The organism is Nitrospira sp. BLG_1, assembly GCF_047338595.1.
Taxonomy (GTDB): Bacteria; Nitrospirota; Nitrospiria; order Nitrospirales; family Nitrospiraceae; genus Nitrospira_D.
In genome coordinates, this window is the sequence record NZ_JBLFBO010000021.1 from 1 (window position 1) to 20648 (window position 20648).

At 54.7% G+C, this 20648-nt stretch carries 19 protein-coding genes; 15 read left to right on the forward strand and 4 right to left on the reverse strand.

From position 1 onward, the window contains the following. Positions 1 to 28: 28 nt before the first annotated feature. Positions 29 to 2143, forward strand: coding sequence for a copper oxidase (locus tag ACMTNU_RS14040; protein ID WP_413935887.1), 2115 nt, complete (start codon positions 29 to 31; stop codon positions 2141 to 2143). Positions 2144 to 2638: 495 nt separating this feature from the next. Beyond that, positions 2639 to 4147 (forward strand): vanadium-dependent haloperoxidase, encoded by a 1509-nt coding sequence (locus ACMTNU_RS14045; protein ID WP_413935888.1) that lies wholly within the window; start codon positions 2639 to 2641, stop codon positions 4145 to 4147. A gap of 111 nt (positions 4148 to 4258) precedes the next feature. On the opposite strand, the gene ACMTNU_RS14050 is transcribed toward ACMTNU_RS14045, so the two are convergent. From ACMTNU_RS14050 to ACMTNU_RS14065, 4 genes are all read right to left on the reverse strand, one after another. After that, the gene (locus tag ACMTNU_RS14050; RefSeq protein ID WP_413935889.1) at positions 4259 to 6118 is read right to left on the reverse strand and encodes a RecQ family ATP-dependent DNA helicase; all 1860 of its coding nucleotides are present in this window, start codon (positions 6116 to 6118) and stop codon (positions 4259 to 4261) included. A gap of 206 nt (positions 6119 to 6324) precedes the next feature. Then, positions 6325 to 6852 (reverse strand): hypothetical protein, encoded by a 528-nt coding sequence (locus tag ACMTNU_RS14055; protein ID WP_413935890.1) that lies wholly within the window; start codon positions 6850 to 6852, stop codon positions 6325 to 6327. Positions 6853 to 7276: 424 nt separating this feature from the next. Continuing rightward, positions 7277 to 7777: a hypothetical protein gene (locus ACMTNU_RS14060; protein WP_413935892.1), complete on the reverse strand. Its 501-nt coding sequence runs from the start codon at positions 7775 to 7777 to the stop codon at positions 7277 to 7279. 32 nt (positions 7778 to 7809) lie between these two features. After that, positions 7810 to 8400 (reverse strand): hypothetical protein, encoded by a 591-nt coding sequence (locus ACMTNU_RS14065; protein WP_413935893.1) that lies wholly within the window; start codon positions 8398 to 8400, stop codon positions 7810 to 7812. 341 nt (positions 8401 to 8741) lie between these two features. Between ACMTNU_RS14065 and ACMTNU_RS14070 the strand changes: the two genes are divergently transcribed. From ACMTNU_RS14070 to ACMTNU_RS14130, 13 genes are all read left to right on the forward strand, one after another. Beyond that, positions 8742 to 9158, forward strand: a complete 417-nt coding sequence (locus ACMTNU_RS14070) for an OB-fold nucleic acid binding domain-containing protein (protein ID WP_413935894.1) — start codon at positions 8742 to 8744, stop codon at positions 9156 to 9158. Between the two features lie 462 nt (positions 9159 to 9620). Next, on the forward strand, positions 9621 to 9974 hold the full coding sequence (locus ACMTNU_RS14075; RefSeq protein WP_413935895.1) for a hypothetical protein: 354 nt from the start codon (positions 9621 to 9623) through the stop codon (positions 9972 to 9974). 181 nt (positions 9975 to 10155) lie between these two features. Next, positions 10156 to 10344 (forward strand): type II toxin-antitoxin system HicB family antitoxin, encoded by a 189-nt coding sequence (locus ACMTNU_RS14080; RefSeq protein WP_143838799.1) that lies wholly within the window; start codon positions 10156 to 10158, stop codon positions 10342 to 10344. A gap of 270 nt (positions 10345 to 10614) precedes the next feature. Beyond that, entirely contained in the window at positions 10615 to 11802 is a 1188-nt protein-coding gene (locus tag ACMTNU_RS14085) for a methyltransferase domain-containing protein (RefSeq protein WP_413935896.1), read from the forward strand. Further along, a complete protein-coding gene (locus ACMTNU_RS14090; RefSeq protein ID WP_413935897.1) occupies positions 11802 to 12158 on the forward strand; it encodes an ArsR/SmtB family transcription factor in 357 nt (118 codons plus the stop codon). The genes ACMTNU_RS14085 and ACMTNU_RS14090 overlap by 1 nt, the downstream gene beginning before the upstream one ends. A 47-nt stretch (positions 12159 to 12205) precedes the next feature. Then, complete coding sequence (gene arsS / locus ACMTNU_RS14095) at positions 12206 to 13243, forward strand: arsenosugar biosynthesis radical SAM (seleno)protein ArsS (RefSeq protein ID WP_413935898.1); 1038 nt, start codon at positions 12206 to 12208, stop codon at positions 13241 to 13243. Between the two features lie 34 nt (positions 13244 to 13277). Next, positions 13278 to 14144: a phosphate ABC transporter substrate-binding protein gene (locus ACMTNU_RS14100; RefSeq protein WP_413935899.1), complete on the forward strand. Its 867-nt coding sequence runs from the start codon at positions 13278 to 13280 to the stop codon at positions 14142 to 14144. Further along, on the forward strand, positions 14101 to 14979 hold the full coding sequence (gene pstC / locus ACMTNU_RS14105; RefSeq protein ID WP_413935900.1) for a phosphate ABC transporter permease subunit PstC: 879 nt from the start codon (positions 14101 to 14103) through the stop codon (positions 14977 to 14979). Before ACMTNU_RS14100 ends, pstC begins: the two co-directional genes overlap by 44 nt. Next, entirely contained in the window at positions 14972 to 15835 is an 864-nt protein-coding gene (gene pstA, locus ACMTNU_RS14110; protein ID WP_413935901.1) for a phosphate ABC transporter permease PstA, read from the forward strand. The genes pstC and pstA overlap by 8 nt, the downstream gene beginning before the upstream one ends. Continuing rightward, entirely contained in the window at positions 15832 to 16671 is an 840-nt protein-coding gene (locus tag ACMTNU_RS14115; RefSeq protein ID WP_413935902.1) for a phosphate ABC transporter ATP-binding protein, read from the forward strand. The genes pstA and ACMTNU_RS14115 overlap by 4 nt, the downstream gene beginning before the upstream one ends. 75 nt (positions 16672 to 16746) lie before the next feature. Next, complete coding sequence (locus tag ACMTNU_RS14120; RefSeq protein WP_413935903.1) at positions 16747 to 17847, forward strand: PstS family phosphate ABC transporter substrate-binding protein; 1101 nt, start codon at positions 16747 to 16749, stop codon at positions 17845 to 17847. A 57-nt stretch (positions 17848 to 17904) separates the two neighbouring features. Further along, on the forward strand, positions 17905 to 19449 hold the full coding sequence (locus ACMTNU_RS14125; protein ID WP_413935904.1) for a hypothetical protein: 1545 nt from the start codon (positions 17905 to 17907) through the stop codon (positions 19447 to 19449). Positions 19450 to 19647: 198 nt separating this feature from the next. Beyond that, positions 19648 to 20601, forward strand: coding sequence for a hypothetical protein (locus tag ACMTNU_RS14130; RefSeq protein ID WP_413935906.1), 954 nt, complete (start codon positions 19648 to 19650; stop codon positions 20599 to 20601). Positions 20602 to 20648: the final 47 nt, after the last annotated feature.

Sequence of the window (20648 nt, forward strand, 5' to 3'; positions counted from 1 at the left end):
GTTCCATGTGCGTAGTATCGCATAAACAGTGTCAGTAGTGTTAACAGGCCCTAGTTTAGGCGCTGCTCTCTGCCTGGCGGCAGGAGTAGCCGGTTGTTCAGGAGACGATCCCGCGACGCCTGCGGCAGGGCCCGCGCCTGCACCTACGCCTACTGCCACAGTCGACTTTAAAGTGACGGATATCCCGGGGCATTTCTTCGATCTTGATGGCATGACCAACCCAAATAAGGCGACTCGCTCCCTGGCGATCGTTCCCCCTGGCGCCAAGATTAATTTCTGGCAAGAGATTAACGGTGTGAAGGTTGCCGAAAGCAAGCACACCGTAACAAGCCTGATCTGGCCGTCTACGGCCTCGGTAAACGAGAGGATCGACCAAGCGTCGGCAAATCAGGACAATCATAGTGTGACGTTGAAGACGCCGGGCTTGTATGTTTACGTTTGCAAGCTGCACCCCTACATGCTCGGGGCGGTTGTGGTTGATGATCCAAATACCAAGACAGCCAAGGGTGATCCAGCCTTTGATATCGGTGAGAAGCTCACGTTACTCATCAAGCGAGAGGTGACAGATCCCGCGAACCTCACCTTTGACAGTTTTTCTGATCTCGGACTGCGAGCGTTACGTGCATTTTTCATCGTGACCGAACCGTCCAATTGGAAGGACTACACAAAGACGGCCTATAACCCGGCCTATCCCCCAGTACCGGTAGTCGTCACAGGCGGTACCGTGGTTGACGATCTGAATGCAGCGCTCCAGGATGCATTCCCCGGAGGCCCCATTGCTGCAAGTGCGACAAAAAAGCCCACAGTTAAGGGTGTCGGTGACGTGTGGGTCGATACTCAGTTTGAGCTAACCGAGAAGAAGGGGCCGGACTATCCCGGCACGATGACCAAACTGTCGGCTAGCACTTGGGAACTTGCACGAAAGGTTGGGCTGCCTGATCAGAAGATGAATAACGGCCACAACATCTGGCCCAGCCACGATCAAAAAGAACTCTATCAAACGGAATGGCAAGGCAATAGCCTCTATGTGATCAATCCTGAGACTGGGGCACTTATCCAAGAGCTGGATCTCGTCAATGGACCTGAGGTCACAAGCAAGGGGATTAAGTGTCATGACCCAGCTCACGTCATGACCCGTGTCGATACGCAGCAAGTACATACTGGGTGTAACGGTGATGATGGAGTGCTGGAATTGAATCGGTTGGCAGACGGAAAGCTTGAGATCAATCGGCTCATCTCGATGCAGGATCCGAACAAGCCAACAAAGCAAACCCAGCCGCATGCACATTGGATGGGATTCGACGGTAAACATATGGTCACGCCCAACTCCAATTCGGCAGACTCAACGATGTACAACTTTACCGGCTTGGCTACCGGCCAAGTGGTGTCCAAGAATGAGACCGGCGCGGTGTCCATCGCGAGCGGTATTATGCCGGATTCGAGTAAATATTACGTCACGAACTATTTAGGTCAATCGATCTCCGTGATGAATGGCCCGAACCCCCTGACGAACTATACGGGCACTGGTGGACTCAAAGGCGCCGGTCCCTATGCGCCGGGGGAGAAAATCAAAGACATTAGCTTGCTCGAAGGCTATGACCCGAAAACCGGATGCGGTGCCGGTTGCGTGGATGGATTGATCGGTGGATTCCCAGTGCAAGTTCCCGTCAGTCCGGATGGAAAATTTGCGATTACGGGTAATACCCTGGGTGCCACCATTTCTATTGTGGATACGGCAACCGATACCCTTGTGCGGCTCATCCCCTGCGATCCAGGCTGCCACGGGGTGAACTTTGGAGCAAAGGAGCCTTCGGCCAAAAATTCCAAAGGTGGGTACTACGCCTATATCACCAGCAAGTTCGCCAACCGTTTGATCGTCTTGGATTATGACCCGAACGGTGACGGCAAGGTGGATGATGCAGAAATTGCGGGAGCCGTTGTTCTGGCAAACGACACCGTACCAAATGACGATAAGATCGCAGGGAACAAGGGCCAGGGCGGCCAAGGCATCATGCCGGTGCCCAATGTTTACAACGGCTGGGTGCAGAAACTTCCCAAGAGCTTCTGTGATCAGCTTACAAAGGAGCAGCGGAATCCGATTGGGGCACCTGTTGAACAGTGCCCAGAGGAGGATCCCCAGTAGCCCGAGTGATGGATTCGCCTGAATCTGACACTCTGGCATACGTAGCGTCGTAACGGGCCCGGGGCGGTGGTGTTTACCACCGCCCCGGGCTCCGTACTTTTTGCTCCTCTGACCAAATCAACAATCCTCGACTGCGTTCGCCAGAATACTGACCTTCACAGAAATCCTATTACGAAGTTCCCAGACTCACCGAGCCCCGACTCCTCAGTCTCAACAGAAAACTGTTAGAGCTGTGCATCGTTTCTACCGCCGACAAGATCCAAATAGGTACACCTTGTATCTAAAAGGATACCTAATAATGTGGCGACGCGGGCACTGCAACGCCAAACAACGATTGTCCCGTTGAAATCATGGAAGATTTTGCAGGAGACGTTCCCCAGAGACCGAATGACGTTCGGCATTACTCTTGCTTTACACCAGGCCGTTCTAGGCTGCGCCTAGCAACAGACTCCAGCTAGTTCTCATAACCATTTCTTATTCTTAGGAGGTGTGTTCATGGAGAAACCGCGATTTCGGGTGTGTCTGCTTACCGCGGCTCTATCGCTTACAGCGATGGGCCTGCTTCCTGTCGCCCATGCCGACGATACGGTCGTCGTGACTTGGGATAAGGCAGCACTCCAAGCCATTCGGGATACACATCCCGGTCCGCCGATTGTGGCCAGGATGCTGGCAGTCACGCACACTTGTATCTACGACGCATGGGCTGCATATGACTCGGTTGCCGTTGGAACGAGACTCGGCGGGACATTACGCCAACCGGTGTCGGAACGAACTCCGGCAAACAAACAGAAGGCCATGAGCTTTGCGGCCTACCGAGCGCTCGTCGATCTGTTCCCGACAGAAGTCCTCAAGTTCAACACCGTGATGACTCAACTGGGGTACGACTCTACTGACACCTCCACCAATGTGAGCACCCCTTCAGGAGTCGGGAATGTGGCGTGCCAAGCGGTGCTGGACTATCGGCACCAGGACGGCTCCAATCAATTGGGGGATCTCCATCCAGGCCCCTACACTGATTACACCAACTATGTATCAGTGAACGATCCTGACCACATTAACGACCCAAACCGATGGCAACCTCTTCGTGTGAGTGACGGACACGGCGGATTTGTGATTCAGAAGTTCATCACGCCTCACTGGGGGCACGTCATTCCATTCGCGTTGAAACAGCCTGACCAATTCGCGCCGAAGGATCCGAATTTCTATCCCAAGGATGCAGCCCAATACCTGAAACAGGCTCAACAGGTCTTGGACTACAGCGCGAATCTGACGGATCGGCAAAAAGTTATTGCCGAGTATTGGGCTGATGGGCCAAGTTCCGAGCTGCCACCTGGCCACTGGGCATTGTTTGCCGAGTTCGTTTCAGGTCGGGACCACCATACCCTGGACCAAGACGCGAAGATGTTTTTCGCCATGACAAACGCCGTGTTGGATGCCAGTGTCTCCTCCTGGCATTTCAAGCGCGTCTATGACTATGTCCGTCCGGTGAGCGCCATCCACTTTCTCTTTACCGGACAACAAGTACAAGCTTGGGCCGGCCCTGGCCTCGGGACTCGGTTGATTGATGGTGCTAGCTGGCAGCCCTACCAGGCCACCACGATCGTCACCCCTCCCTTCCCGGAATATGTTTCAGGCCATAGCATTTTCAGTGGTTCTGCTGCGAAAGTCCTCAAGCTCTTCACGGGAAGTGATCGATTTGGCAACTCTGTGACCATTCAGGCCGGCACTTCACGGGTGGAGCCAGGATTGGTTCCAGTCTCGGATATTACGTTGCAATGGCGCACATTCAGTGATGCCGCAGCAGAGGCAGGTATTTCACGCCGGTACGGTGGCATCCACTTTATAGACGGCGATATCCAGTCCCGCAAGATGGGGAAAAAGATCGGGAAGCAGGCCTGGCGGAAGGCCCTCACCTACTTCCAGGGCACGGCCGGAACACCGCTGGACGACAGCAACCGCCCTGGACTGGAGAACGAGGACGACGATCGGGACGACAGAGACTAGAACTGTCGCCCACTGAAGCCTCATGGGGAGGTGGGGACATCCCTGCCTCCCCGTCCGGCACTGCATTCGCTAAAAGTCGACTCCTCCTCAGTCAATCACTCCACAAGACCTTCATCCTTCATTGATCACCGCCAAGACTCGCCGGCCGTATCGTTCTGCTTTCATCTCGCCGATGCCTGGAATCTCCAATAACGCTGCTCGCGTCTCCGGTTTGGAACCGGCGATGGCCTTCAACGTCTTGTCGTGAAAAATGAGAAACGGGGCCACACCCTCTTCCTCGGCCAGTTCCGAGCGGAGTTGTCGCAACCGTTCAACAAGCTGCCGATCCGGCAGCAATGGCACAGGAGTACCCGTAGGTACAGCATCCAAGCGACGCGGCTTTTGTCCTGGCCCGCGAGATGAAGTGTCTTCCCCTTGTTCCAGTTCAACCGTACGAAGCCCTTGCAGCACCTCCCGTCCGATGGACGTCACCTCAAGCGTCGGGTACTCCATCCCTTCTATACGCAGGTATCCGGAACTCACCATCGCTTTCACATGGCTTGTGACGGACAGCTTCGTCTCCGTTCGACAAACACCGTAGGTCGGACAGTCCGCGACACCGCACGCCGCAAGCACCTTCGAGCGGCTTCCGCGAAGAATATCGACGATCCGCCCCAACCCGAACCGCCCTCCGCACCAGGCCACGGTATCCAGGATGGCCTGTGCGATCGCATGCCCTTGAGGAACAACCTTCCGGCTTGGTTGTCGTGCCGGCGTCACACAGCGGTCACAGAGGCCGCACCGGCCCAGGGCGATCTCAGCCTGATCACTAAAATATTCCAGAATCGCGAGCTGCCGGCAGGTTGAGGCTGACACATACCCCAGTAATTCTTGTAAGAGCGTCGTCATGCGTCCCGCACGTTCAGCGCCGTCGGAATCCTTGGATGCCTGCGAAATGAAATATTCCTGCGTGGCCACATCCCGTTCATGGAACAGCAACACACAGGCCGCCGGTAGGCCGTCCCGTCCTGCGCGGCCGGCCTCCTGGTAATAGGCCTCTACGCTTCCTGGAATGTCGAAATGGACGACCAGTCGGACATCCGGCTTATCAATCCCCATCCCGAAGGCATTCGTCGCCACGAGGATTCTTACGGCCCCTCGGCGAAAATCCTGATGCACCAGACGCCGGGCGTCATCGGACAGACCCGCATGGTAGTAGCCGACCGACGGATGAGATTGCCCCAGCCACGCCGCCACCTCCTCCACCGTCCGACGGGTCGCGCCATAGATGAGGATGGTACCAGCCCCAGTCTCGCGAACTAGTCGGTCCACGCGGTCAAGTTTGTCCCGGAGGTTCTGACAGTGATGCACCGAGAACGCCAAATTCTTCCGCCGAAATCCGGCGACCAGTCGGAACGGATCCTGAAGCGACAGCCGCCGGCACACATCCGTCTGCACACGCGCCGTGGCCGTCGCCGTCAAGGCCAGGCAGGGCGGATTCGTAAGTTCCTGGCGCAGCCGGCCGATCTTCAGATAGTCGGGTCTGAAATCATGGCCCCACTGGGAAATGCAGTGCGCTTCATCGACGACCAATAACGAGACCCAGAGAGTCCGTAACAGGCGGAGAAATCCTTCATGCTGCATCCGTTCCGGTGCAAGATAGAGCAGTTGCACGCGCCGCTGTTGGAGATCCTCCAGTACGAGACTCTTTTCCAGCCCAGTGAGTCCGGAGTGAAACGCCGCAACCGCGATCTTGCGCTGCTTCATGGCCGTCACCTGATCCTGCATCAACGCGATGAGCGGCGAGATGACCAGCGTCAGTCCCGGCAGAATGGTCGCCGGCAGTTGGTAGCAGAGGGATTTGCCCTGCCCCGTCGGCATGACCGCCATGACATCGCGCCCGGCCAACACGGCGCGAATGACTTCTTCCTGACCAAGTCGGAATGCCGAAAACCCGAACCGTTCCTTGAGCTGTCGAGTCAGATCATTCACGGGGAGGCAAATCAGAGGGATAGGATAGTGATCAAGACCACGCGAGAAGGGAGTATAGATGAGCAGTTATAGGCAAGTCGAGCTGGTCGGACAAAAACCGGGAGTGAACAGATCCCTGTCGGCAGTCGCTGCATACCCTCGGGGAAAGCCGTCCTGAGGAATAGGACGAGAGCCCACTGAGCAGAGCGATATCGATGGAGGAATGGTCAGGCTGCCAGTGAATCGTCCTCCGCAGCCTGGTCTTCGACTTGATTGATTCCATCAAGTCGCTGAATCCTCGGCTGATAAGCAATCACCTTGCCGAGAATCATGGCTCGTAGATCTTCATCCTCGATGTGGGAGAGTGCGTCGTGAGCCCCGAACATATCTCCGTCTTGTGCCATATGAGCGGCGATGCCGATGAGCGGGAGGACCCCCGCGTTGCCCATCGCCTTCGCAATCTCAACGGCCCCGGAGCGATCTCCGGCTTTGAGAAAGAGTTGCGGAAGCTCCAGATAGAAATGACTGGCTAATAGTGACGGATCGGGACAGGAAAGAATCGTGTCTTTCACAGCCTGCACATTCCCCCGTTCCGACTCGACGAAGAGCATCATCTGCCAGGCGTCTCGCAGATATCGTGTGTCCACAATCTCGTTCGCCGTCTGTTGCGCTCCCGCCGTATCTCCCGCCAGCACTTGCCTGATCACCTGATTCTTCAACTCTTCATCGGTCGGTGTGTGAGTCGGCATCATCATGTAGCTCCTTTGTTGGCGTGAGTAGCTGAGTCAATCAGAAATTCTGAACACCTGTTTCGAAATGTAACCGTCAACGTTGTTCTTGTCGACTTTTTCTCGCAAAGCGACAACCGATCGCCGCAAACGTTTCGCCTGACCCGCGAGGAGGATGAAAATCTAACTATGGCGAGGAAAGAGCAGGGTAGTTCTTCATCTCTCTCCCTGTATCAGTGAGTCACTGAATACCCATGTTTGGTCGTGAGGCTTGAAGCTATCTCGCCCGTCGGAGACCAGCAAAAGGTGATCTGGCCTCGTCTGGGTGTTGCAGTTCGGATTGGAATATGCGGTGCTCTTAAGGATGTTGTGCGTGAATGTGAGGCCTGTCCAATTCAATGATTCCACAATTCTCTAACTACTCACCGTAATACAGACCGAATGGATCCCCCTATTGAAGTATCTTAGATGTACGAACAATCCTCTCGACTGCTTCTATGCCTTCCGGAGAATACGGAATCTGCGACACATGGAGATCCACGCATTTCCCATTTTTAACAAAGTAGCCGTGTGAATTCACTAAAGCAAACCGTTTCCCTTTGTACTCCCCCTCCGATCGATAGGTCACTCCAAGAAGAGCGGGTGTTTCGAAGAGCTCTGCGGACCCCTTGATGATATAGGGACTGGCTTGGGTTCTCTTCCAGTACTCGTCCCGACACTCTTTATGCGAGCCTCCCCTCGCATCCTCGGTGTGGATGCTAAACGTAATCCCGCTATTACCATCTGCCCCGGTATAGCTGAAACGTCCGCCGACGGTCGTGCTTTCAGAACTCGTTAGTGGCGGCGCTTCTACAACCAGATGCCAACCCTGAGTTGGAATCGTCACAATCTGTGGTTCAGCAAACGCGCTCGTGCTCACCAGGACCAACCCCAGACACAGACACCGCTTCATATTTCTCCTCCTCTGGTGCTTCCTTGGCCTGCCTATCGCCTCACGGTAAAAGCCCCACGGGCCGTGACCCGGCGCATCATGTACAGAAAATCCTGATACAGCTGATCGTTCACAGACTGTGAATGCCCGATTGCCATGAAGCCGTAACCCTCATACTGCGAATAAGCGATAGAACGATGGCGATAGGTTCCAGGCGGTAGGTTTGCCTTGCTTTGGAGCCTGGCATCGGTTGCAGAGCAGTACCAGACGTTACGCTCCACCTGAGATTTCTGGATGGACACGATACCTTCTGCGGATCCTGAATTCAGTCCCGCACACAGATCAACTATTAGTTCATCTCCGAAGCCCTCCGCGCGATGCCTTGCCTTCTCAGCATTCTCAACAAACACCGTGAACGAAAAATCTTTCACTCCAGGCCGCTCGTAGTGCACAAACTTGATGACATGGCTATTAGCGGCAGGATCTCGCACTACAGAGGCCTGGAAACCCGACGGCGGTTCAAACATCACAACAGGACCTTCTGGCAATTCAATCTCTGCGCTAAGAACAGCGCCCACGCCCACACAGAAGAAAGCGGTCAATATGCCGCACAGACAGGAACTCACCATCATGAAACGTCGCATGATCAAAATTCGCCTTGATTCCATGACCCACCGCCGTCAAGTGTACCACCAGCTACGCAATTGTAAAAAATCCACTAGGGTCAATAGGTGGCCACTAGCATCGATTGGTCGTGCGCAACAACAGGGGGCGAATACGACATAGGCCTTGCAATCCAACGCCTTTACGCACAAGGCTCTAGAAACAGAAACACCTTGATTCACTTACTCCCTGCTATTGATTTCAACAAAGGTTTTGCAGGGAGGTCTTGGACGGTTACAGTATTCTGAAGTTTTCAAGCGTCCACGCCTCTTTTGATAAACTCGCATCGTCGAATCGATTAGGCGAGAAGGAGGGGTTACTTATGTCAAGGTTGACGTGCGGCTTCCTCACACTTGGTTTACTGCTCTGCACAAGCTCGCTTCCTGCTTCAGCATCCGAACAGGTCTCGATTCAAACCCTCTTATCACCTGATGCAGGCAGTTATCAGCGTCATACGGTAACGATTGAAGGGGTAGTCAAGAATATGTCAATTCATCCTCCTGGAATGGATCGACAGGGTTGCGTCGTCTATGGCACCAGCACCTTCACGTTGGATGATGAAACTGGAAGCACGATACCCACAGAAGTCTTAGGGGCATGTAAGCCCTCTGCCGCCTTGGGGTTGCCAAAGAACGGGGATCATGTACGGGTGATCGCCGTAGTAAACGTATTTCGTAGCGATCATCCACGGAAAGTGAGGCTCCAGGCGACCAGCATAGAGGTCCTCAACACCCCGTGATCTCGTGATCTACGGAGACTCGTTGTTGACTGAAGTGGGATCTGGCTGTTCGAACCCATTCCCTATAGACCTTGGGCAAAACAGCCTCCGGTGTTGTCAGGATTCACCGGCTCAGACCCGCAAGTCCTCATGGCGATGACTGAGTAGAGTCCCACCATGGGACTACGCAGGACTGGCGTTACAACTCCTTCATGCGGATGTCTCAGGCTATTCCACACCGCACAGAAATCAACGGACACTTCATAAAGAAACATCATCAGAACGTTTAGCGATCCACATATCAAGCGTTGAGTCACCTGATTCCCCAAGGTCGCTTTTCGATGAGCGTGGCTCATCGAAAAATAGTTAGCCAGAGAGCCGAAGACCACAGGTACGTCAACGCTCCAACGCGTTGGTTTTCTTAATATTTACACCAATCGACACCGCTCAATTCTGTTTTCCGTCTTCACTTGCGCATATAAAATGTCCGGCTATACTTTCCAAATGCGTTCCTCCAAATACATTCTCTGGCAAGACGACAACGGCTGGCGCGGCTACCTGGAAGGCTACCCCGAGTACGAAGTCCAGGGTGAGTCATTCGAAGAACTGCAAGTGAAGCTGTGGCAGCTGCACCAAGAGCTCACGGGCCAGCATCAAGAATCTGAACTCGTCCAAGATCAAGGCCCCTATCAGCAGTCCGATACGAAAGAGTCCCATCAGTCTCACGGTCACGCCCATAGTCACACCCCTACCCTGCCTCGCCCCATGTCGCGCGCACAGAGCAAGCGCCGTGCACGAGTTGAAGAGCTGATGTTTGCGATGATCAGCAACCATTGAGGACCACGAACTTCGATTTCCCATGATCTTGTTTTCTGCAGAACGTGTCACAAGCTTGTGCGTCGTATGAACGCGGCCAGGGAGATGCTCTCGGAAAGGCTGGTTGGCTGATACGAAATCGCGTATTGGAATGAGCCCGTACGGTGACGAACCGTCCGCTCAACGGAAGGATGGAGTACCGATGCAAGCGATCAAGTGCTACTACTTGGATGAAGAGAAGCAGTGGCTGGGCTATCTGCCGAACTTCCCCGACCACTGGGCGCACGGAGAAACGCTTGAGGCCCTTCAAGCCAACCTCTATCGTTTGAACTTTGACCTGACCTTGGTGGAAGCCCTGCGAAAAGTGTCTGAACTCAGCCTCCCACTATGATGAGCGACCAAACACCCCTCCGACAGCCCGAGACCAACAGCTACTTCTGCCTGATCACCTTGTGAAATCAAAAACTCCTTCCTCAGTTCTACCTTCGCGATAAGCCTCCTGTAAGGTTTTCTTCTGGAAGTCGACTTATCTGAGTGAACAGCGTGGCAGCTGTCGACTTCAGCACAGGTAACCGAACCACATGTCCCGATTGACCTCGCAGCTGAAGATTGGTACATAGAGCCAGCTTCATATCATCCAGACAATCCTACGAGGCCTGGCATGCCCACCGATGCAATCACCCAGAAAGTCAGCGAACGCTATGCAAAAGCCGCCAATACCGGCGAGCAGATGTGTTGCCCCACCAGCTACGACATGGGGCACCTCAAAACCTTCATTCCCGAAGAAGTCCTGAGGATCTCCTATGGCTGCGGCACACCGGCCGGACTTAAAACCGTACGTGCGGGCGAGACGGTCTTAGACATCGGGTCGGGAGGTGGCATCGACTGTTTTGAAGCCTCTCGGCTGGTTGGTCCTACCGGACGCGTGATCGGCATCGACATGACGGATACTATGTTGGAGATCGCCCGCAAGAATGCGTCTGTCGTGGCGGCAAACCTTGGCTATTCCAATTCGAATGTGGAATTCCGAAAAGGCCTGGCCGATGCGATGCCGGTCGAGGACGGCACGATCGACCTCATCATCTCAAATTGCGTGATCAACCTGGCGCCGGACAAGCGGAAGGTGTTTCGCGAAATGTACCGGGTGGCCAAACCCGGCGGGCGATTCACGATCTCCGACATCGTATCGGACCAAACCGTGCCGCAGTACCTCGTCCACGACACCCAGAAATGGGGCGATTGCCTCTCCGGCGCCTTAACGCTCACGGCCTATATGACGGGCATGACGGAAGCTGGGTTTCTCGGCATCCACCTCGTCAAGTTTTCACCCTGGCGCGTGATCGACGGCCTCCACTTTTTCTCTGTTACCTTGACCGGCTACAAACTGCCTCCGGCAACAACCGCCTCTTCGGTTCGGTACGCCACGCTTCGAGGCCCCTTCAGCCGACTTGTGGATGAACGAGGTATGACCTATCACCGTGGGATTCCACAATCGATCACACCGGATGAGGCACGACTGTTGAGCGTGCCTTCCCTTTCTGAACACTTCCTTCTGACGACCGAACCGGTGACACTGGACAACCGCGATCCGCGTTGGAGCGCCGTCCTCCCCGCCGATGCTCCTTGCACCTGGCAAGGTCATTATGCGCTGCTGGCCGGTCCCTTCGTTGAAGCAGTCGATGACGATCACCATGTCTATCGCCGAGGGGAACCGCTGGAGATTTGCTCCAAGACGGTGGCAGTTCTAGAGACCAATGGCTATCAGCCCCATTTCGTCATTCTGAATCGTGCCGGTGAACCTGTGGGCGGTGAAGCTGTCACCTGTTCACCTGACGGAAGCTGCTGTTGATGAAGCGCGCCATCAATGCCAACGTACTCACTCCACGCCAATGCGCGTCGATTCTCAGGGCCCTGGGTGATGAAACCCGACTGCGCATCTTGGAATCCTTGCTCGTCGGTGAAAAGTGTGTGACGGATCTCGTGCAAGAGCTGGGGTGCTCTCAGCCTCATGCCTCCCATCACCTCCGCATTTTGCGAGACTCCAGCCTGGTTGAAGGCCACCGGTGCGGCAAACAGGTGTGCTACAGAGTGACGCCCGAGATTCAGCGTGCTCTCGCAAACGGGCAAGGACAGGCCCTGGATTTTGGTTGTTGCGAATTGCGATTTCCTGAGTCGGCCTTGATGACGATCGTCCGTGCGCACTGATGACCGTTATGTAGTGAGAAGATTCCAGTCGTCTGCTTGGAACCGATATGCCGCTGACTTTACCGGGGCAGCACAATCCTCTGGCCTCCGCCGCTGAACAGCTCAAGGTACTGGAACAGCCAAACCCGCACCTCTCTTTTCAGACTCAGCTTGATCGAGTCGGCCTATTTCCTCTGTACTCCACAGGGATCACGGTCTTCCAGATCAATGTCGGCAAACTCTGCAATCAGACCTGTCGCCATTGCCATGTCGATGCCGGTCCTGATCGTTCTGAAACTATGTCCTTAGAAACAGCAGAGCACTGCATGAAGGCTCTGGCCAGGACCGACATTCCGACGGTGGATATCACGGGCGGTGCGCCGGAACTCAATCCGCATTTTCGGTGGCTCGTTGAACAATCCCACAGACTCGGGCGCCACATCATGGATCGTTGCAATCTGTCTGTGTTACTGCTTCCCTCACAAGCTGACTTGGCAGAATTCTTGGCCCATCATCAGGTCGAAATCATCGCGTCATTGCCGTCCTACCAAGCCTCTCAAACCGATGCGCAACGAGGCGAGGGAATCTTTGAGAAGTCATTGGAGGGGCTTCGGCTCTTAAACCGACTTGGTTACGGTCGACCAAACAGCGGCCTGGTCTTGAACCTGGTCTACAATCCAGTCGGCGCGTTCCTGCCTCCAAGACAAGACGCCATTGAAACTCAATTCAAGAAGGAGCTACGGACTAAACACGGCATTGAGTTCAACCGGCTCTACACCATCACCAACATGCCCATCAGCCGGTTCCTGGAATTCCTGATCGAAAGCGGCAACTACGAGCAATACATGACGCGCCTGGCTCATGCATTCAATCCCGCTGCCGCCGCCGGCGTCATGTGTCGCTCGACCCTGTCGATCGGCTGGGACGGAAGGCTGTACGATTGTGACTTCAACCAGATGCTGGAGCTGACGGTCGACCATGGCGCACCGTCGCATATCCGTGACTTCGATCCGGCTCAGCTTCAGCACCGCCGAATCGTGACACGCAACCATTGCTACGGCTGCACGGCCGGTTCTGGGTCATCCTGTGGTGGAACCGTTACATAACAATTAATCTTATCTAAGATATGGAGATGTGTTGATGTATCGATATCTTGATCTTTACCGCCAAAAGAACGGCGCCTTGATCCCTGCGGTCCTGTTGCTTGCACTGTGGGGAATACCAGCAACCGCAATAGCCCAAACGACCGGAACTGATCAGCTGTCCGGCAAACTCGTGGTCACGGGTGCCAGCACCCTCGCCCCGCTGATCAGCGAGATCGGCAAGCGCTTTGAGAGTCTCTCCCCCAACGTGCGTGTGGATGTTCAGACCGGCGGCTCCTCTCGCGGTGTCGCCGATGCGCGCCAGGGACTCGCCGATATCGGCATGGTCTCGCGCGCGATGAAAGACGAGGAGAAGGATCTGCATGCTTTTCCGGTGGCGCGCGATGGCGTGGGAATCATTCTGCACAAAGACAATCCCGTCCAGTCCCTTACCGACGAACAAGTGATCGCGATCTATACGGGCAAGATCACCAATTGGAAAGACGTCGGTGGGAAAGACGCTCCCATCACTGTCGTCAACAAGGCCGAAGGCCGATCGACACTGGAAGTCTTCTTACACTACTTCAAACTGAAGAATGCGGACGTCAAAGCGCAGGTGGTGATCGGCGACAACGAGCAAGGCGTCAAGACTGTCGCGGGTAATCGCAACGCAATCGGATATGTCTCCATCGGAACAGCTGAATATGATGAATCACAAGGCGTGCCGATTAAGCTGCTCCCGGCCGGAGGGGTGGCTGCCTCTACTGAGACAGTGCGGAACGGAACCTTTCCGATTTCTCGCCCACTCCACATTGTCACACGAACTCAGCCGGCCGGATTAACCAAAGCCTTTATCGACTATGCTCAGTCCAAAGCCGTCCATGACATCATTGCACAGCAATACTTTGTCCCATTGGTCAACTGACGACTGCCTCTGCTGGTTCTTGCGTGTTCTTGCCGCCGTTGCCGGCACGATCGTCATACTCATCGTCACGTTTCTGATCATGGAGGCACTTCCTGTCCTTCAGGGAATCGGCCTGCTTCGATTCTTTACGGACCCGTCTTGGCACCCGGCCGAGGGCTTCTATAATCTCACGCCCATGCTATGGGGCACCTTGTTCGCCATGGCTGGTTCTGTGTTGATCGCCACACCCTTGGGCATTCTCTCAGCCGTTTTCTGCCACTATTACGCACCCGTCTCTCTTGGCAGACTCTATCGACGCCTCATTGAGCTACTCGCCGGCATCCCATCCGTTGTCTACGGATTCTGGGGACTCGTGGTGCTGGTCCCGATGCTTGGCGAGATCCACCCTCCAGGGCCCAGTCTCTTGGCGGGCATCCTTATCCTCACGATCATGATCCTGCCCACCATCGCCTTGATGGCCGATGCCAGCCTTGCCAACGTACCGCAACAGTATTTGCGCGGGGCGGCAGCCTTGGGACTTCCACGATGGGCGACGATTCGAAGCGTGGTATTTCCAGCGGCAAAGTCGGGATTGTTCACCGGCGTGATTTTGGAAACAGGACGAGCCATCGGGGAAACCATGGCGATCTTGATGGTCTGTGGGAATGTCGTCCAGACTCCTTCCAGTCTCTTCGACCCGATTCGTACGTTGACCGCCAATATCGCCCTGGAAATGGCCTATGCGCTCGGCGACCATCGCGCGGCGCTGTTCGTCAGCGGACTCGTCTTAATGGCCATGATCGTCGCCCTGGCAATCGCCGCCGAATGGATCAGCCGTGGGAGAATCTATGGTTAAGACACTGAGCCGATCGCAGAATCCTCGTGAAAGGTTGGCATTCGTCCTTGTGTGGGGAGCGGCGGCCGTTGTGACCGCCACCTTCTGCTGGCTGTTAGGAGACATTCTCTGGCACGGACTGAGTCGTCTCTCTTGGACGTTTCTGACTGCCCCGCCGGAAAACGCCGGACGACGGGGCGGGATCGGCCCGATTCTGGTTTCGACATTCTTGATTCTGGGCGTCTGCCTTGCCGTATCCCTCCCCATCGGTGTCGGCACCGCCGTCCTCCTCGCCGAATTTACCTCGGACCAAGGTCTGTTCGGGCGGATGACTCGCCGGAGCCTCGATGTCCTGGCCGGTGTACCGTCGATTGTATTCGGCCTTTTCGGCAACGCGTTTTTTTGCAAGACGCTTGGCCTCGGCTTCTCGATCCTGTCCGGTGGGTTGACGTTGGCCTGTATGGTGCTGCCTATTTTGATTCGATCAACTGAGGAAGGATTCCGCGCCGTTCCAGCCAACTACCGGCTATCCGCTGCCGCGCTTGGGCTCTCACGCACGACGACACTCCTTCACCTCCTACTACCCGCAGCAGTACCTGGCCTTATAGTTGGCCTGGTTCTTGGAGTTGGCAGGGCGATTGCCGAAACTGCAGCGCTCATTTTCACCAGCGGTTACGTGGATCGGATGCCGGAGTCGCTTCTTGATTCCGGTCGCGCACTCTCCATTCATATTTTTGATCTGTCCGTGAATGTCTCCGGAGGGGACGCCAACGCCTATGGCTCCGCACTGGTTCTAGTTGTCCTACTGCTCCTGATCAACAGCACCGCGTCATGGCTGGCAACCGTTGGGCTTCACCGAAAGATCGTGTCCGTATGATACCGATCGAACCATTCGCAGAACAGCGCCAGCAGCATCCTTCCAATACGGAACCTGCTTGCTGCAAACCTCACCCCTTCGTTGATGTGGATCGTCTCAGTTTGTATTACGGGGAGAAGTCAGCGTTTCAAGACGTGACTTTGTCGATCAGCAAGGGATGCATTACAGCTCTTGTGGGACCATCGGGATGCGGGAAGACCAGCTTCCTCACCTGCCTGAACCGCCTTACCGATCTGATCCCCGCATGTCTGGTCTCTGGACGGATCACGATCGACACGCTTGATGTGTTAGCGCCTCAGACCGATGTCATCCGACTCCGCCGCCGCATCGGCATGATCTTCCAGAAGCCGAACCCATTCCCTCTGTCGATCCGAAGAAACCTTGAGTTCCCGCTGCGTGAGCATGGCATGCGCGATCGGACACAGCTCAGCACTGCCATCGAAACCGCCTTACGGGATGTCGGGCTCTGGGATGAGGTCAAGGATCGGCTGGATTCGCCCGCATTGGCTTTGTCCGGCGGCCAACAACAACGCCTCTGTATTGCCAGAGCTTTGGCGCTTTCCCCGGAGATGCTGCTGATGGATGAGCCCTGCAGCGCCCTCGATCCGATTTCCAGCGGCATCGTTGAGGATCTCATTGTCAGGCTCCGTGGACGCTACACGATTCTGATCGTCACGCACAACCTGGCTCAAGCGCGCCGTATCGCGAACGATGCCGCCCTGTTCTGGGTTCACAACGGAGCGGGCCGGCTCATCGAAGCAGGCCCAGCCAAGCAAATCTTTGAAGACCCTCGTGATCCATTGACCGCCGCGTATGTCAGCGGGATGCGAGGGTAAATCATGGGGCATCAACAATTTTAGACAAGACAACGGAACCCACTGTCACGAGCTACCTTGAGGGAGGGAAATATAATGCACCAATCTCGGAAAATATTCGCACTAGGATGTACTCTGCTCGCTGCGTTTCACCTTGTCAGCTTTGTTGAGCATGCGTCGGCCGAGCACAGCGACCCCCTCACTACCTTGAATGTGAGTTCTGGACTCGCTCATTACGAGTCAAAAAGCCACGTCTCTGGTGGGTTCAAAGTACAATGTTCGGAAGCGTTGTATCCCCTGCTCACTCGCATTGCCATTGATTTTCAGAAATTCCAGCCAAAGATGCACATTGACGTCAGAAAGGGAAGCTCCAAAGCAGTCGCCGAATTTCTGCAGCCACCTCTTCACAAAACCGGCAAGATCAGAATGATCGACGATCGGGCCTCCAGCTTTCAACTGCTTGCTACTACACACCAGCTCTCTGAGACTGAGGTCAAAGAATTCATCGCACAACATGGCTATCAACCGACCATTGTGCCTGTGGCCGTTGATGCGGTTGCATTGTACGTGCACAAAGAAAATCCGCTCGTGGGGCTTACACTGGACCAAGTCGATGCCTTGTTCTCCTCGACTCGGAAACGAGGGGCGACAGCGTCTATTTCTCAATGGGGGCAACTTGGCTTGGCCGACGGCTGGAAAGAGGCTGCGATCCAACTTCATGGACGTGACCACCAGTCCGAAGCACGGGCGACCATTCAGGAGCAGGGCCTAGGTGGAGGAGATTTCAACGGAAACGTCCGGGAACATCCTGGGGCTGCATCTGTCGCCTTAACCATTGATCGCACCCCGACAGGGATCGGTTACAGTGGATTGGGCTTATACACATCGAATGTGCGAGCGGTTCCGATTGCGGAAAAAACTGGAGTGCCGTTTGTCATGCCGACTCCCGAGACCGTGGCTGATCACACTTATCCACTGCAACAAGTCTTGCACCTCTACATTGACAAATTACCCAAAGCATCGTTGCCTGATACGGTCAAAGAATTTCTTGCGTTTCTGATGAGTCATGAGGGGGAAGCTACGATCCTAAAAGCCGGATTGTTCCCCTTATCACCTACCCAAAGCGAAAGCCGAGCCGTGGCACTAGGTATATCTACAGGAAACGTGCAATCAAGAAATCCCCCAAACGTCCAATGAAAGCGGCTAGCCTTCAGGCTTGAAGCCGTATCGATTTTCTACTCAGGAGGATCTTGCATGAGAGGGTTGTACAGAATGTGGCATGCGCTTCATGTGATGGTCGTTGCTGTATTGAGCGTCGTTTCCGTCACGATGGCACAGGAAGCTCCGATGAACCAAGTTTCATCTCAGGCTCAAACGGACATTGCTCAGCGAACTGACTCCGTACAGGAAAAGCAAGGTCCACCGCCTGCCGCCCAAAAGCTGCCCGGCGGGATCTCACTTGAAGATCTCCTGCTCCAGAAGGGAACCATTACAAAGGACGAATGGCTCAAAATACAGGCGGAACAAGAATATCGAGCTGTTGAATACACCCGACGCGTGGATACTTTGGAGGACTGGAAGAGCAAAACCGAAGTCCTGCCGCTCCTACGGGACAAGGTCAATTTCGGTCTCAACGCGTTGCAATTTCTGTATGGACACGTCAATGCTAATGTTCCGGAAGGAAGAAGTCAGGACAGTTTCTCCGTTCGCCGCGCTGAAGTACTGTTCTGGGGAAAATTGAGCGACTACCTTCCTCGTTGGCACATGCTGATGGAATTCCAAAGTACCGGTAATACCAACAACACTCCCCTCACCGGAGCCTCCACAACGTCTGTGGGGACCTTCTTTCGAGAAGCCTACATCGATGTTCGCCCCATCCAATCATGGGCACCAAACCTGAATATGACCAGGATGGGGATCTTCCGAATGCCATTCGGTATCTTTACGGAAACGTCCGGGGGACTACGGGATATCATCAGTTCACCTTATCTGAATGGAGTAGGTGGTGGAGGGGGGCCGGGACAAAACCAGAATGGGACGGGTGGCGCCATCGAATTTCTTCAGGAACGCGATTACTTTGTCGATGCACGTGGAAAAATCATGAACCGGCTGGAGTACGTGGTTGGAATCATGAATAATAACAACTATCAGGCTAACGGCATCGTCAGTAACACGTCAGGAATTGGAGGAGCCAATCAGCCGAAAGCGGTATACATGCGACTCCGGCTCTTTGGCGACGATGTCTCGTTTGTCAGTTTCACCATGATTCAAGGGACCTCAAATAACGCCGGGACCTTCATCAATGGGCGTGGCAAGGGGCATTTCGATCGGTATGGGATCGATGCTCGCTGGAGCCCGAAGTTTCTCCCGGGTTTTACGACATATGGAGAATATTGGCAGGGGCATGACGGGTCGAATGCGACTACGGTGGGGACTGCCGCGAATGGGGCTTGCCTTGATACGTGCGGCGGCTCTCATGCCCCAGGGGTCCAGCGACGCACCTGGTACATCCTGGCGAAGTATCTCTTCACGGAAGGACCTCTTGAGAACTTTGAGCCGGTCTACATGTATGAGGAGTTCGATCCTAACACCAGACAGTCGAATGATCTCTATACCAGGCACATCGCTGGCCTGACCTACTATTTTGAAAACTTCCCTCCGAAGATGCAGTCCAAAGTGCAGTTCAACTATGAGTTTCGGCACCATTCGGGGTTGGGACCTGGCATTCCTCTTAATGCTGGCACGGACCCCTTTGCCCAAAATGCGTTTTTCTTCCAGTGGCAGGTGCGGTTCATGTAGCGATGCCATATCGTCTGATGAGGGAGATGTGTGACACCAATCCTAGAACAGTGCAGGAACGTCGTATAAACTGTCTCCCCACAGGTGAGCAAAAACTTGGTAAGCGATCCGCGCCGCGAAGGGCAAGGCGTAACACTTGAGAGGGCACATATGTGTAAACAGCCCATGGTTCTTCCGCTTTGCGGTCGGATTCGGACGATGCCTACAACGCCCTCAGAGAGCCCGCTCGTCGCATTACACTCTCTGTTGACTTGGAGCGCGTTCAGCCTGTGGTTGCTCATCACAGTCATCACCGGTCTAACTGGGTGTAGCTTTTTGAACAATGATCGGGTGGTGTACAACCAAGCCGGCATTCACATCGGACTGGAAGACGATCCCACAATCGCCCGCTCACATCAGCTTGTTTTAAATAATCATCCCCAGGACCTGACGCCGCATGAGATTGAATCGCTTCTTCAGCCCATTCAGGTCAGCGGGTACAGTGGTACGCTTACCGGCTTGATAATGAAGCCGCAGCCGGTTCCCCTTTTTACTCCTGCGGAGTTATCGAGGATCTCCGAACAGCTGGCCAATGCCTTACGAGAAGCGAAGCCTGATGAACGAGTGACTTTCTCATTACCGAAACCGGATGTGACATATAGTGAAGAGCGAACAGCGGGATCCTTGTTCTTTCGCGGGTCCTATCTCCACGTGGTTGTGAATGACCATTCCTCGGTCATTCGCACGGACACCGGGGGAGGGGATTATAAAGATATCCGCGATACCAAGGGTATGCGGCTAGGGATCGGGGGTCCAGCTCGAGCAGCAACGGTAGCAAGCCTCGAGGAGCCACGATGGGTGCCCTTTGAAGGGGTTCACATTTCGCTCGTCGTGAAAGAGCTGTTGGCTCGAAAGGGAACAACTTCGTCTACAAATACAATACAAGACAGAACTGAGCCACCGATTCCTCGTCTCCCCTCAACATCACCAGAACGGCCTCAGGTAAGTCCCTCACCAGAGGAGCTGCAACGTCAATTGCAAGAGCTTTCCGGTACAAATCAAGGACTGAGAGATCAGCTTTCTGAACAGAATAAGCGGATGGAGCGGTTACAGAAGCAGGTTGAGCAACTACAGAGAGAAATTCCCGCTTCGGATCCGAAAGGCCAGCCATAACGGGGCAGGCCCCGATCAGTGGCTGAGGATCTACATCCGTTAGTCTG

Coding starts and splice junctions, on each gene's coding strand:
- ACMTNU_RS14045 (WP_413935888.1), top strand. CDS start 2,639: ATGGAGAAACCGCGATTTCGGGTGTGTCTGCTTACCGCGGCTCTATCG.
- ACMTNU_RS14055 (WP_413935890.1), bottom strand. CDS start 6,852: ATGATGATGCCGACTCACACACCGACCGATGAAGAGTTGAAGAATCAG.
- ACMTNU_RS14060 (WP_413935892.1), bottom strand. CDS start 7,777: ATGAAGCGGTGTCTGTGTCTGGGGTTGGTCCTGGTGAGCACGAGCGCG.
- ACMTNU_RS14065 (WP_413935893.1), bottom strand. CDS start 8,400: ATGCGACGTTTCATGATGGTGAGTTCCTGTCTGTGCGGCATATTGACC.
- ACMTNU_RS14070 (WP_413935894.1), top strand. CDS start 8,742: ATGTCAAGGTTGACGTGCGGCTTCCTCACACTTGGTTTACTGCTCTGC.
- ACMTNU_RS14075 (WP_413935895.1), top strand. CDS start 9,621: ATGTCCGGCTATACTTTCCAAATGCGTTCCTCCAAATACATTCTCTGG.
- ACMTNU_RS14080 (WP_143838799.1), top strand. CDS start 10,156: ATGCAAGCGATCAAGTGCTACTACTTGGATGAAGAGAAGCAGTGGCTG.
- ACMTNU_RS14085 (WP_413935896.1), top strand. CDS start 10,615: ATGCCCACCGATGCAATCACCCAGAAAGTCAGCGAACGCTATGCAAAA.
- ACMTNU_RS14090 (WP_413935897.1), top strand. CDS start 11,802: ATGAAGCGCGCCATCAATGCCAACGTACTCACTCCACGCCAATGCGCG.
- arsS (WP_413935898.1), top strand. CDS start 12,206: ATGCCGCTGACTTTACCGGGGCAGCACAATCCTCTGGCCTCCGCCGCT.
- ACMTNU_RS14100 (WP_413935899.1), top strand. CDS start 13,278: ATGTATCGATATCTTGATCTTTACCGCCAAAAGAACGGCGCCTTGATC.
- pstC (WP_413935900.1), top strand. CDS start 14,101: ATGACATCATTGCACAGCAATACTTTGTCCCATTGGTCAACTGACGAC.
- pstA (WP_413935901.1), top strand. CDS start 14,972: ATGGTTAAGACACTGAGCCGATCGCAGAATCCTCGTGAAAGGTTGGCA.
- ACMTNU_RS14115 (WP_413935902.1), top strand. CDS start 15,832: ATGATACCGATCGAACCATTCGCAGAACAGCGCCAGCAGCATCCTTCC.
- ACMTNU_RS14120 (WP_413935903.1), top strand. CDS start 16,747: ATGCACCAATCTCGGAAAATATTCGCACTAGGATGTACTCTGCTCGCT.
- ACMTNU_RS14125 (WP_413935904.1), top strand. CDS start 17,905: ATGAGAGGGTTGTACAGAATGTGGCATGCGCTTCATGTGATGGTCGTT.
- ACMTNU_RS14130 (WP_413935906.1), top strand. CDS start 19,648: ATGCCTACAACGCCCTCAGAGAGCCCGCTCGTCGCATTACACTCTCTG.